A 13,564-nucleotide genomic window follows, 5' to 3' on the forward strand; every position below is an offset into this window, starting at 1 on the left:
CCGCGGCCTCGCCGACGTGCCCTCTTGACCGGAGCTTTGGCCCGCCCCTCTTGTCCCGGCCGGGCGTTCACCGAAGACTTGACGCAATGAGCAAAATGCACACCTGCGTTGGAGCGTGAGCGACCACCGTGACCGGGAAGAGAACGCTGGGCCCTCGGGTGCGGCCGCTCGGGCCCCGCCCCGGCCGTCCCGACACCAGGGCGGACATCATCCGGGCCGCCAAGCGCATGTTCGCCCGCGGCTACGGTGCCTGCAGCCTGCGCGCGGTCGCGCGCGAGGCGGGCGTCGACCCGTCCCTCCTCGTCCAGTTCTTCGGCAGCAAGGAAGGGCTGTACCTGGCCGCCATCGCCGACGTGATGCGCCCCGACGACGTGCTCGGGCGAATCATCGGCGACGCCTCCGACGGTCTGGGCGGCCGGCTCGCCGCCTATTACTTCGATCTGTGGGACGACGCCGAGACCAGGTGGCCCTTTCAGGCGATCCTGCTCTCCGCCGCCTCGTACCAGCCGGCCGCCGCCATCCTGCGCGACTTCATCACCCGCGAACTGGTCGCCCGCATCGCCTCCCGCGCCGTCAAGGACCGCGCGGAGCTGCGCGCCGGCCTCGCCGGCTCCCACCTCGTGGGCACCGCGCTGGTGCGGTACGTGGTGCGCTTCGGCCCGCTCGCCGAGTTGCCTCGGCCGGAGTTGGCCGAGATCGTGGGCCGTACCATCGACGGCTATCTCTTCGGACCGCTTCCCGCCGCAGCGAGTTAGCGCGCCGAGTCAACCTCAGGAGTGTCTGCTGCGTCACGGGTGGGGGCAGTGGCGTGCGGGTCAGGCCGCGATCTAGAATCGCGAGCTAACTCAACAGATGTTGATAAAGAGCTTCGTGCCGTGATGGACTCGGCGCAATCGGCGCATCTGCCGGAGGGAGAGCAATGGCCTTCGACATACCGGGCTACATCAACACGGCCGGACGCGTCCAGGTCGACGATCTGGATCTCGACGCGTTCGCCGAGCGCCCGCTGTCCGCGGAGGCGCTGCGCTGTCTGCGGTACATGTCGGACGTGGAGAGCCACACGGTCTGCTACCTGCGGGACGTGCTCGTCACCCCCTCACACCGGGATCCGGACGTCACGGCGTTCATGTCGATGTGGGCCTTCGAGGAGTTCTGGCACGGCGAGGCGATCGACTCGGTGCTGCGCGCCCACGGGCAGAAGGCCGACTACGACCACATCCGCGAGGTGCGCGAGGCGCAGGGGCTCAAGGACCGGCTGGCGCCGATCTACCAGTCCATCGCGGCCAACGCCATCGGCGACGACTTCGTCGCCGTGCACATGACGTGGGGTGCCATAAACGAGTGGTCCGCGCACGCCGCGTACGGCAGCCTCATCGAGAAGGAGCAGCACCCCGAGCTCACCAAGCTGCTCGGCCGCATACAGCGTCAGGAGTCCCGCCATCTCGCGTTCTACGCCAGCCAGGCCAAGGAGCGCCTGGAGCGCTCCCAGCGCGCCCGTTCACTGGCCCGCTGGGTGACCGAGCGCTTCTGGCAGCCGGTCGGCTCCACCATCCAGCCCGTGGAGGAGACCCAGTTCGTGCTGCGGCACCTGCTGGGTGACGACGCGGGCGCCACCGCCGTGCGCAAGATCGACGAGAAGGTGCACAAGCTTCCCGGCATGGAGGGGCTCAACCTGGTCCAGCGCGGCGTCGCGGGCTTCGGCGTCGGCGTGCCGGTCGGCGACGTGGGCGCCGCCAAGCGCGGCTCCCGCAAGCGGCTGGTCGCGGGCGCCGCGGTGGTCGCGGGCGCGGCCGGGATCGCCGCCGTACGACGTCGATCGGCGGGCTCACACGCATGACGGACGCCGGCCCCGCCGCGCACCACGGCCCCGCCGCCGACCGGCGCGGGCCCACCGCAACCGCCGCCGGTGACCCCGCGGCCGTCCCCGCACCGGGGGCGGCGGCCGCGGACTCCGGCGAGCCGGACGCGGGCGCGGCCGCCGCCGCTCTGCTGGCGGAAGTCGGACGACTCGGCAGCGTCGCGGTGGCATACTCCGGTGGCGTGGATTCCACGGTCGTCCTCGCCGCGGCCGTACGCGCCCTCGGCCCCGGCCGGGCCGTCGCCGTCATCGCCGACTCGCCCGCCCTGGCCCGCGGCGAGCTGGCCCTCGCCCGCGAGACGGCGGCGGACCTCGGCGCCGAACTCGTCGTGCTGGACACCGACGAGCTGTCCGTCGCTGGCTATCGCGCCAACGCCGGCGACCGCTGCTACTTCTGCAAGCAGACCGTCCTCGGCCGGGTCTCCGGCTACGCCGCGGAGCACGGCTTCGCGCACGTCGCCACCGGCACCCACCTCGACGACCGCCGCGCCGCCCACCGCCCGGGGCTGCGCGCCGCCAAGGAACTCGCCGCCGCGGAACCGCTGGCCGCCGCCGGGCTCGGCAAGGCCGCGGTGCGCGCGGTCGCGCGGGCGTGGGGGCTGCCGGTCGCGGAGAAGCCCGGCATGCCGTGCCTCGCGTCCCGGATCGCGGTGGGCATCACGGTCTCCAAGGACCGGCTGCACCTGGTCGAACGGGCCGAGGAGCGGGTCCGCGAGACGCTGGACGAGCACCGGGTGGGCGCCCGCGACGTCCGCGTACGGCTGCTGAAGCAGGGATTCCGGATCGAGCTGGACGCGCCCGCGCACCGCGAGGTCGCCGCCGCCCACGGCCTCGGCGACACGCTGCTGCGCGAGGTCGCCGCCGTCGGCCCGCTCGGCGAGGGCAGCCTCGCCCCGTACCGTACGGGCGCGGTGAGCACCGCCGCCCGCGCCGCCTCCCGCACCGTCTCTTCCGACGGAGCGCCGACGCGATGAGCGAGCCGCGCGGCAGCGCCCTCGACCCCACCGGCCTCGCCGGGCTGCTGTCCGGCGGCGTCGCGGAGGTCGGCGACTTCGCCCGCCTCGACGTGGGCAGGCGGCGGCGCACCGGCGTGCCCGAGGTCGTCTACGCGGACGGCAAGACCCCGCAGCAGACCCTCCAGCTCCTCGCCGAACTGCGCCTCCGCGCACCGGACTCCCCGGCGCTGGCCACCCGCTGCCCCGAGGAGGTGCTGCGGGACGCGCCCGACACCTTCGCCGACGAGCCGGTACGGGTCGACACCCGCGCCCGCACCGTCACCGTGGGCCCGCTGCCGGCCCCGCGCGGTACCGTCGCCGTACTCACCGCCGGCACCAGCGACCTGCCCGTCGCCCGCGAGGCCGTCGCCACCCTCGACGCCCTGGGCACCGGCTCCCGGCTCTACGCCGACGTCGGCGTCGCCGGGCTGTCCCGGCTTCTCTCGGTGCTCGCCGAGGTGCGTGCCGCGGACTGCGCGATCGTCGTCGCGGGCATGGACGGCGCCCTCCCCAGCGTCGTCACCGGACTGCTCACCGCCCCCGTCGTCGGCGTCCCCACCAGCGTCGGCTACGGCTTCGCCGACGGCGGCCGCGCCGCCGCGGGCGCGATGCTCGCCTCGTGCGCCCCCGGGCTCACGGTCGTCAACATCGACAACGGCTTCGGCGCCGCTGTGCACGCCGCCAAGATCGTGGGGGTACGCGCCGGTGACTGAAGAGCGCAGCGCCCGCCCCGCCTTCGCGTACGACGTCGCTCACACGGGGGAGGCCGCCCCGCGCGCCGGTGTGGCGGCGGAGACGTACGGGAAGGGCTCCCCCACCGCTCACGAACGGGACTCGCCGGGGGTGACACACGGTGGCTGAGGGGACGGCCGCGGCCCATCTCGACTGCACCGCCGGGGTGGCCGGCGACATGCTGCTCGGCGCGCTGCTCGACGCCGGTGCGCGCCTGGCGGCCGTACGTGACGCCCTCGCCGCACTCAAGATCGACGGGCTCGACGTGTCCGTGGCGCGCGACCGCCGCGGCGGCTTCGGGTGCCACCGCGTCACCGTCCACCGCCCCGCCGTCCCCGACCACCACCGGCACCTCGCCGACGTCCTCGCCGACCTCGACCGTGCCACGGGCGCCGGACTCGCCCCGCCCGCGGCGGACTTCGCCGCCCGCGTCTTCCGGCTGCTCGCCGAGGCCGAGGGGAAGGCGCACGGCACGGCCGCCGAGGAGGTCCACTTCCACGAGGTCGGCGCCTTCGACGCGCTCGCCGACGTGGTCGGCTGCGCCGCCGCCCTCGCCGATCTGGGGCTGCTCGCCCCCGGCGCCGCCGTCACCACCTCCCCGCTCGCCGCCGGCAGCGGGGAAGTCGACTGCGCGCACGGCCGGATGCCCGTCCCCGTACCCGCCGTACTGCACCTGGCCGCCGCCGGCGGCCTCGCGCTGACCGGCGGCGGCCTCGCCGGCGAGCGCACCACCCCCACCGGCGCCGCGCTCGTCGCCGCCCTCGCCGCGCCGGGACCGCTGCCGGACATGACGGTACGGGCCGTGGGCACCGGCGGCGGCCGCCGCGACACCCCCGACCGCCCCAACATCACCCGCGTCGTCGTCGGCACCCGCACCGCCGCCGCGTCCGGCGGGCCCGCCGAGGGCGAGGTCACCGCCGTGGAGAGCACCGTCGACGACCTCGACCCGCGGCTGTGGCCCTCGGTCCTCGCCGCCCTGCGCGCCGCCGGCGCGTGGGACTGCTGGACCACCGAGACCGTCGGCAGGCACGGCCGCCCCGGCCGCGTCGTCACCGCGCTGTGCGCGGCGGAGGTGCGGCCCGCCGTGGCCGACGCGCTCTTCCGGCACACCACCACGCTCGGCGTCCGCTGGTCCGCCCACCGGCGCCTGATGCTGCCCCGGCAGAGCGCCGTGGTCGCCGTCGGCCCGCCCGGCGCCGAGCAGCAGATCACCGTCAAGGTCGCGGAAGGACCCGGCGGCGCGCTCACCGTGCAGCCTGAACTGGCCGAAGCGGAGGCCGCCGCGGCCGCGCTGGGCTGGCCCGTACGCGCGGTGTGCGAAGCTGCCGCAGTCCGCTACCGGGGCGACCTGGCGGTGCCGCGGCCCGCCACCGGTTGACGCCGGTCCGCAAGAGAAACAGAGACCGGCACATGCAAGACCAGACCAGGGGAGGGCACGAGTGACGGGGACTTACCGCATCGGGCGACTCGACGACGCGCACGTCCTGCTGACGGGGGCCACCGGCTTCATCGGGCAGGCGCTGCTGGAGCGGCTGCTGTCCGGCCATCCCGGCACCCGCGTCTCGATCGTCGTCCGCCCGCGGGGCAACGGCGGCGCCGCCGACCGCTTCCGCCGCCTGCTGCGCAAGGACGTCTTCCGCACCTGGCGCGAACAGGTCGGCGACGAGGCCGCGTTCGCCGAGGCGGAGCGGCGCGTCACCGTCATCGAGGGGGCCCTCGACAGGCTGGAGGACGTCGAGTTCCCCGCGGACATCGACGTCGCCATCCACTGCGCCTCGTCCGTCTCCTTCGACCCGCCCATCGACGAGGCGTTCCGCAGCAACGTCTCCGGCGCCGTCGCGCTGTACGAGAAGCTGGGCAGGCAGGAGCGCCCGCCGCACATCGTGCACATCTCCACCGCGTACGTCTCCAGCGGCGGCCAGGGCCTCGTCCGGGAGGGCCGGCTCACCCACGACGTCGACTGGCGCGGCGAGCTGGCCCAGGGCCTGGCCGCCCGCGAGGACGTCGAGCGCGCCTCCCGCCGCCCCGAGGTGCTGCGCAAGGCGCTGGAGAAGGCCGGCCGCGACCACGGCAAGGCGGGACCGCAGATCGCCGCCAAGGACGCCGAGGACGCCCGCCGCGCCTGGGTCGAGGAGCGACTCGTCGAACACGGTGCCACCCGCGCCGAGATCCTCGGCTTCTCCGACGTCTACACCTTCACCAAGGCGATGTCCGAGCGCGCCGTCGAGGAGCTGTGGGCGGGCCGGCCGCTGTCGATCGTGCGCCCCGCGATCGTGGAGAGCGCGCTGCGCCACCCGTACCCGGGCTGGATCGACGGCTTCAAGATGGCCGACCCGCTGATCATCGCGTACGGCAGCGGGCTGCTGCGCGACATGCCGGGGCAGCCGGACACCGTCATGGACGTCGTCCCCGTCGACCTCGTCGTCAACGCCACCCTCGCCGCGGCCGCGGCGCCACCCGAGGAGGACGCGGGACCGCACTACTTCCACGTCGGCTCCGGCGCCACCAACCCCCTCACCCTGCGCGACCTCTACAAGCACGTGCACTCCTACTTCCGCCGGGACCCGCTGCCGGAGAGCAGCGGCCGCGGCCACGTCCGGCCGCCGTCGTGGACGTTCCCCGGCGCCGCCCGGGTGGAGTTCGCGCTCGGCGCCGGCGAGCGCGCCGCGAACCTCGCCGACAAGCTCCTCGGCCAACTGCCCGGCACCGAGCGCACCCAGGAGTGGGCGAGCAGGCTGCACAAGGAGAAGCGCTCGCTGGAGACCCTGCGCCGCTACTCCGACCTGTACGGCGTCTACACCCGCACCGCCGTCGTCTACGACGACCGCGAGCTGCGCGCGCTGAACGCCGCGCTGCCCGCCGACCGCGCCGCCGAGCACGGCTTCGACCCGGCCGAGATCGACTGGTACACGTACCTCGAAGAGGTCCACTGCCCCAAGGTCACCGCGCCGCTGCGGGCCAGAACCGGCGGCGGACGCAAGACCCGCAAGCCCAACCCGGCCGCGCTCCCGTCCGGCGGCGACGTCGCCGCCGGCAGCACGGCCGCCGTCTTCGACCTGGACGGCACGATCATCGCCTCCGACATCGTCGAGTCCTACGTCTGGACCCGGCTGGCGTCGCTGCCGCGCGGGCGCTGGGCCCCCGAGCTGTTCGACCTCGCCCGCAACGCGCCGCGCTACCTGCTCGCGGAGCGGCGCGACCGCGGCGACGTGATGCGCTCCTTCTTCCGCCGCTACGAGGGCGCACGCGCGGAGGAACTGCGCGCCCTGGTCGCGGAGCAGGTCGGCGACGCGCTGCTGCACCGCGTGATGCCCGAGGCCGTACGCCGCATCCGCGCGCACCGGGCCGCAGGACACCGCACCGTGCTCATCACCGGCAGCCTCGACCTGCTCGTGGAGCCGCTGCGGCCGCTCTTCGACGACATCGAGGCCACCCATCTCGCCGAGCACGACGGCGTTCTGACCGGCTTCCTGCGCACCCCGCCGATCGTCGGCGAGGGCCGCGCGGCGTGGCTGCAGAGCCACGCCCGCGAGCGGGAACTGAACCTCGGCGCCAGCTTCGGCTACGCCGACAGCTACTCGGACCGGCCGCTGCTGGAGGTCGTGGGCAAGCCGCACGCGGTCAACCCCGACACCCGGCTGTTCCGGCACGCCAAGCGCCACCGCTGGGAGATCGCCCGCTGGGGGACGCACACCGCGAGCCGCTGGGACGCGCTCGCGGGCACCGTGATCAGCCACACCCGGCCGCGTCCCGTACGGGCCCTGCCCGCGGCCGGCCGCACCGCATCCGACGGAGAGGCCCGATGAGCCTGGCGCTTCAGTACCACCGTTCGCCCGCGCGCTTCCTGGCCGCCCGCGGGCTCAGCCGCACCCGCAGCCGCGCCGCCGGCTCGCTGGCCGGCTCGCTCGCGCCGCTGCGGCTCACCCGCGACCGGCGCGAACTGCCCAAGGGCGACGGCTGGACCCGGCTGGCGCCCAGCCTGTCCGGCATCTGCGGCTCGGACCTCGGGATGCTCAACGGCACCGTGTCGCCGTATCTGGCGGCGCTGACGTCCACGCCGTTCGTGCCGGGACACGAGGTCGTCGGCACCACCGTCGACGACCTGCCGACCATCCCGCGCGGCACCCGCGTCGTGCTCGACCCGGTGCTCTCCTGCGCGGTGCGCGGCCTGCCCGAGTGCGACGCCTGCCGCGCCGGGCACACGAACCGCTGCGACCACATCACCTCCGGGCACCTGTCGCCCGGCATGCAGACCGGCTACTGCGCCGACACCGGCGGCGGCTGGGCGCAGCGCATGGTCGCCCACGAGCACCAGCTCCGCCCGGTGCCCGACGACCTGCCGGACGAGCGCGCGGTGCTCGTCGAGCCGCTGGCGTGCGCGATCCACTCGGTGCGCCGGGTGCCGATCGAGCCGGGCGCCTCGGTGCTGGTCATCGGCGCCGGCACGGTGGGGCTGTTCACCGTGCTCGCGCTGCGGCAGCTCACCGAGGCGGGCACCATCCACGTCGTCGCCAAACACGGCCACCAGCGCGAACGGGCGCTGGCGCTGGGCGCGGACGAGGCCGTCGAGCCGGACCGCGCGCTGCGCGCCGTCCGCCGGATGACCTCGGCGCTCGCCCAGCGTCCCGAGATGGGGTCGGAGTTCCTGCTCGGCGGGGCGGACATCGCGTTCGAGTGCACCGGCGGCGGCGCCGGCCTCGACACCGCGCTGCGTACCGTACGGGCCGGGGGGACGGTCGTCGTGTCCGGCATTCCGGGGGGCGCCGACCTGACCCCGCTCTGGTACCGGGAGCTGAGCCTCGTCGGCGCGTACACGACCAGACGCCGCGAGGACGTCACCCCGGACGACCCGGACGCGGGCCCCGACGGCCGCGCCGGCACCGACTTCGACAAGGCGGTGCAGCTCGCCGCCACCGCGCCCCTGGACGGGTACGTCGAACGCTATGCGCTCCAGCAGTGGCGCCCTGCGCTGGAGCACGCGTTCGCGGCCGGCTCGGCGGGCTCCGTCAAGATCGCCTTTGATCCGACCCTGGACGGCTGACCGGGGACGAATGGCAGGGTAGGGGCCGGTACCGTAGTCGGCCGCCCCCCACCGCCGTACGCAGCCGCCGGGCACCCGACGCCCGCACCGCCGCCCGCTGCAGGCGCCGGCGACCACACTGAGGAGAGAGCGTGAGCAGACCAGGCTTCGTGCTGGAAGTCGACGAACGAACCCCGCCCCTGCTGGTGCACGAGGGCGAGAATTTCCGGCTGGAGCGGCTGCCCCACGGCACCCGGGTGATCTACCCGCCCGACTCGCTGCCCGGCATCCGCGACCTCGACGGGGTCATCCGCCGCGCGCTGCTCGAACCGCACGGCAGCGAACCCCTGCCCGAGCTGCTCTTCGCCGGCATGCGGCTGACGATCGTCTTCGACGACCTGTCGCTCCCGCTGCCGCCGATGCGCCGGCCCGACGTACGCCAGCGGATCATCGAGCAGGTGCTGGAGATGGCGGCGGTCAAGGGCGTCGACGACGTCGAGCTGATCGCCGCCAACGCCCTGCACCGGCGCATGACCCCGGCGGAGCTGCAGCACGTCGTGGGCGACCGGGTGTTCCGGTCGTTCTTCCCGCAGCACCTCACCAACCACGACGCCGAGGACCGCGACAACCTCGTGCACCTCGGCGACACCGCGGAGGGCGAGGAGGTCGAGATCAACCGGCGGGCGGCCGAGAGCGACCTCGTCGTCTACGTCAACATCACCTCGACGGCGATGAGCGGCGGCCCCAAGTCGGTGTCGGTGGGCCTGGCCAGCTACCGCAGCATCCGCCACCACCACAACGTGCACACGCTGCGGCACTCCCGGTCGTTCAACGACCCCCCGAAGTCGGCCATGCACCACTCGTACAACCGCATGCACGACCTGATCGGCGGCCAGGTCAAGGTGTTCACCGTCGAGACGACGCTGAACAACGACACCTTCCCGTCCGCCACCCGCTTCCTCAACAAGCGCGAGTGGGAGTGGAACTACGGCGACCAGGCGGCCTACCTCGCCTCCCGGCGCGGCAACTCCCTGATGACGCCGTCGATGCGGCGCCGGCTGTGGCACAAGACGGAGGCGCCGTACGGGGTCACGGGCGTGAACGCGGGCGCGCCGAGCGAGGTGCACCCGATCACCCTCCGCAACGTCCACCGCCAGCAGCTCACCGAGGTGCAGGGGCAGGCGGACGTCGCGGTGTACGGCCTGCCGTACATCTGCCCGTACAACGTCAACTCGGTGATGAACCCGATCCTGACGATGTGCCTGGGCCTCGGCTACTTCTTCAACCTGTATCTGAACAAGCCGATCGTGCGCGAGGGCGGCGTCGGGATCTTCTACCACCCGATGCCGAACGAGTTCCACCCCGTGCACCACCCCAGCTACATCGACTTCTACGAAGAGGTGCTGGCCGAGACCACCGACCCGGCGGTCATCGAGGCCAAGTTCGAGAAGCAGTTCGCCACCGACCCGTGGTACACGCACCTTTACCGCAAGAGCTACGCCTACCACGGCGTGCACCCCTTCTACATGTGGTACTGGGGCGCGCACGCGATGCAGCACCTGGGCCAGGTCATCTTCGTCGGCGCGGACCGCAGCGCGGCGTCCCGGCTCGGCGTGCAGTCGGCGTCGACGCTGAACGACGCGCTGCAACTGGCCTCGCAGACGGTGGGCACCAGCCCCTCCATCACTTACCAGCACATGCCGCCGCTGACCCTGGCGTCCGTCCGATGAGCGGCGCGAAGGGCCCGCGCAAGGGCGGCAAGCCGGGCCGGGGGAGCCTCCGCGGCGACCTGGCGATGGTGCGGTCGGGCCGCGACTGGCGGGGCCGGGCCCTGGCCCCGCGCGGCTACCGCACCCCGGGCGGCAGCGCGGCGGGCTTCGGGGCGGGGAAGGTGGAACAGAAGACGTTCCCCACCGCGTGGGCGCGGACGCCCGCGGCCCGGGCGGTGCGCAACGTCCTGCAGCGCGGGGTGCTCAAGCAGTACGCGTGGGCCAAGACCCGGCCGCAGATCGAGGGCCTGGACCTGCTGGAGTCGCTGCGCGGCCCGGCGATCTTCGTCGCCAACCACTCCAGCCACCTCGACACGCCGCTGATCCTCGGCTCCCTGCCCCGCCGCATCGCCGACCGCACGGCGGTCGGCGCGGCGGCGGACTACTTCTTCACCTCGACGGCGGTCAGCATCACCACCGCGCTGATGTTCAACGCCTTCCCGGTGGACCGCTACGGCTCGCGCCGCGGCGGGGTGTCGCTGCCGGCGGAGCTGATCGACGACGGCTGGAGCCTGCTGCTGTACCCGGAGGGCACGCGGTCGCACGACGGCTGGATGAGCTCGTTCAAGATGGGTGCGTCGCGCCTGTGCGTGAACATGGGCATCCCGGTCGTCCCGGTGGCGGTCCGCGGCACGTTCGCCGCGATGCCCCGCGGCAAGGCCCTGCCCACCCGCACGGGCACGCGCCTGGTGGTCCGCTTCGGCCGCCCCCTGCCCCCGCAGACGGGCGAGTCGGTCACGGACTTCCGCGCCCGCATGCTGCGCCACATCGCCGCTCTGTGGGCGGAGGAGGACCTGGGCTGGTACCAGTCGCTCCGCGCGGCGGAAGAGGGCCGCCTGACCCTCCCGGAGGGCCGCACGACGGCGCTCCCGCTGACGTCGACGCCGGTGGAGCAGGGGAAGCCGGTGGCGGAGTGGCGGAGAGTCTGGGAGGCGACGAGACCGTCGCTGGGGGACGGCCGCCGGGAGGTGTGGCGGGACGACTGAGGGCCACGGCGCCGGGGCGAGGCGAGGGGCACAGGAGGGGACGCAGCCCCCGCACCTGCCGACGCCGGAGCCACGGTAACGGCGATCCGGGGCGCCAGCCCCGGTGACCGCAGGGCCGAAGCCCCTGAACGCTCCCCACCGCGCCGCACCGGCGCTCGCGGGGCCCGGGGCGGAGCCGAGGTTACGGCAGGGGCGGGGCGCCGCGGCGGGGTCCGGGGCGCCGGGGTGTCGCAGGGGCGGAGCACCTGGCGTCTTTGGGCGTTGGGGCGTCGGGCGTCGTGGCGGGGTCTGGGGGCGGCAACTCCGGGGTCTCAGGGGCGGAGCCCCTGAATCCGCCCACCGCGCCGCGGGCGCAACGGCGGGGTCCGGGGCGGAGCCCCCGGGTTCGGGAAGGGGCGGGGTCGGGGGACGAACCCCTGCCGACCCGGCCCGTTGTCAGTGCGCGGTGGCAGACTCGGGCTCATGCGCTGGGCCATGGCCGACGGACCCCGCGGCGGGGTCATCGTCTGCCCCGTCGACGCCGCAGGCGACCCCCAGGGCCCCGAACACACCTACCCCCACCCCGCCCACGCCCTCCGCCACCACCCCACCGCCGACCGCTGGATCTGGTCCTCCACCGCCGCGTTCTACCCCCGCCTCCTCGACGCCGGCGAGACCGTCCCCCGCTGCCACGACGTCGAAGCCGCCGAAGCCATCCTCCTCGGCCACGAGGGGATGTGGGGCCTGCCCCGCTCCCTCGCCGCCGCCTGGGCGCGACTCCGCGGACTCCCCGTCCCGAAGGACCCGCCGCCCCGCTCGTTCGCCGGCGAGCCCCAGCCCACCCTTTTCGACGCCGCCCCCGCCCGCCCCCACGGCACCGACGACCTGCCCGCCCTCCTCGCCGTCCACGCCGCGCAGCAGGATCGCGTCGCCGCCTCCGCCCACCCGCACCGCCTGCGTCTCCTCCTCGCCGCCGAGTCCGCCGGCATGCTCGTCGCCGCCGAGATGCACCACGCCGGCCTGCCCTGGCGCGCCGACGTGCACGACGCCCTCCTCACCGAGCTGCTCGGCGGCCGCTACCCGGGCGGCCTGGAGCCGCCCCGTCTCGCCGCGCTCGCCGACGACGTGTCCCGCGCCTTCGGCGAGCGGGTCCGCCCCGACCTGCCCGCGGAGGTCGTCCGCGCGTTCCGCAAGGCGGGCGTCAGGATCACCTCCACCCGCAAGTGGGAGCTGCAGGACATCGACCACCCCGCGGTCGCCCCGCTGCTGGAGTACAAGAAGCTGTACCGGCTGCATACCGCCCACGGCTGGTCCTGGCTCCAGACCTGGGTGCACGGCGGCCGGTTCCGCCCCGAGTACCTGCCGGGGGGTGCCATGTCGGGACGCTGGACCACGCACGGCGGCGGCGCGCTGCAGATCCCGCGGGTGGTGCGCCGCGCGGTGGTCGCGGACGAGGGCTGGCGGCTGGTGGTCGCCGACGCCGACCAGATGGAGCCGCGGGTGCTGGCGGCCGTCTCGGGTGACGCGGGGCTGATGGCGGCGGCGGACGGTACCAGGGATCTGTACGAGGCGCTGGCCGCCCGCGCGTTCGCCGGCGGGCGCGCGGAGGCGAAGCTGGCGCTGCTGGGCGCGATCTACGGTCAGACCTCCGGCGACGCGCTGACGTACCTGGCGGATCTGCGCCGCCGCTTCCCCGCCGCGGTGGCGTACGTGGACGAGGCCGCCCGCGCCGGCGAGGAGGGCCGGCTCGTCCGCAGCCATCTGGGCCGTACGTGCGCGCCGTCGGAGGCGGCGGACGACGGCGAGGCGGGGCTGCCGCAGGAGGACGACGGGGGCGGGGCGGCGGCCCGCGGGGGCGCCGCGGCGCGGGCGCGGGGCCGCTTCACGCGCAACTTCGTGGTGCAGGCGAGCGCGGCGGAGTGGGCGCTGTGCCTGCTGGCGGCGCTGCGCCAGGAGCTGGCGGGGATGCGGGCGGAGCTGGTGTTCTTCCAGCACGACGAGGTGATCGTGCACTGCCCGGAGGCGGAGGCGCCGGCGGTGGAGAAGGCGCTGGCGGTGGCGTCGGCGCGGGCGGGGGAGGTGATGTTCGGCCAGACGCCGGTGGTGTTCTCGTTCACGACGGCGGTGGTGGAGTGCTACGCGGATGCGAAATAAGGAGGGGCGGAGCGTACGGGCCACGAGGTAGAACGGGTACGTGCCAGAGACCCCGCAGCGGAACGCCCCGC

At 74.6% G+C, this 13,564-nt stretch carries 10 protein-coding genes; all 10 read left to right on the plus strand.

Annotated elements, in window-relative coordinates:
* Positions 1-128: 128 nt before the first annotated feature.
* The 10 genes from FB457_RS05300 (at position 129) to FB457_RS05345 (ending at position 13,493) form a co-directional block, all read left to right on the plus strand.
* Complete coding sequence (locus FB457_RS05300; protein ID WP_240661948.1) at positions 129-755, plus strand: TetR/AcrR family transcriptional regulator; 627 nt, start codon at positions 129-131, stop codon at positions 753-755.
* Positions 756-919: 164 nt separating this feature from the next.
* Positions 920-1,837: a ferritin-like domain-containing protein gene (locus FB457_RS05305; RefSeq protein ID WP_145780992.1), complete on the plus strand. Its 918-nt coding sequence runs from the start codon at positions 920-922 to the stop codon at positions 1,835-1,837.
* Positions 1,834-2,832, plus strand: coding sequence for an ATP-dependent sacrificial sulfur transferase LarE (gene larE / locus FB457_RS05310; protein ID WP_047014652.1), 999 nt, complete (start codon positions 1,834-1,836; stop codon positions 2,830-2,832). Before FB457_RS05305 ends, larE begins: the two co-directional genes overlap by 4 nt.
* The gene (gene larB / locus FB457_RS05315; RefSeq protein ID WP_145780994.1) at positions 2,829-3,566 is read left to right on the plus strand and encodes a nickel pincer cofactor biosynthesis protein LarB; all 738 of its coding nucleotides are present in this window, start codon (positions 2,829-2,831) and stop codon (positions 3,564-3,566) included. Before larE ends, larB begins: the two co-directional genes overlap by 4 nt.
* 140 nt (positions 3,567-3,706) lie before the next feature.
* Positions 3,707-4,963: a nickel pincer cofactor biosynthesis protein LarC gene (gene larC, locus FB457_RS05320; protein WP_253911140.1), complete on the plus strand. Its 1,257-nt coding sequence runs from the start codon at positions 3,707-3,709 to the stop codon at positions 4,961-4,963.
* 61 nt (positions 4,964-5,024) lie between these two features.
* Entirely contained in the window at positions 5,025-7,391 is a 2,367-nt protein-coding gene (locus tag FB457_RS05325; protein ID WP_047014650.1) for an HAD-IB family hydrolase, read from the plus strand.
* Positions 7,388-8,626: a zinc-dependent alcohol dehydrogenase gene (locus FB457_RS05330; protein WP_047014649.1), complete on the plus strand. Its 1,239-nt coding sequence runs from the start codon at positions 7,388-7,390 to the stop codon at positions 8,624-8,626. Before FB457_RS05325 ends, FB457_RS05330 begins: the two co-directional genes overlap by 4 nt.
* Positions 8,627-8,757: 131 nt before the next feature.
* The gene (gene larAH / locus FB457_RS05335) at positions 8,758-10,335 is read left to right on the plus strand and encodes an NPN-dependent hydroxyacid isomerase, LarAH14/15/16 family (RefSeq protein WP_253911139.1); all 1,578 of its coding nucleotides are present in this window, start codon (positions 8,758-8,760) and stop codon (positions 10,333-10,335) included.
* Entirely contained in the window at positions 10,332-11,360 is a 1,029-nt protein-coding gene (locus FB457_RS05340) for a lysophospholipid acyltransferase family protein (protein WP_145780996.1), read from the plus strand. The genes larAH and FB457_RS05340 overlap by 4 nt, the downstream gene beginning before the upstream one ends.
* Before the next feature lie 462 nt (positions 11,361-11,822).
* Entirely contained in the window at positions 11,823-13,493 is a 1,671-nt protein-coding gene (locus FB457_RS05345) for a bifunctional 3'-5' exonuclease/DNA polymerase (RefSeq protein ID WP_145780998.1), read from the plus strand.
* The last annotated feature ends 71 nt before the right edge of the window (positions 13,494-13,564 follow it).

This window comes from Streptomyces sp. CNZ287, assembly GCF_007827615.1.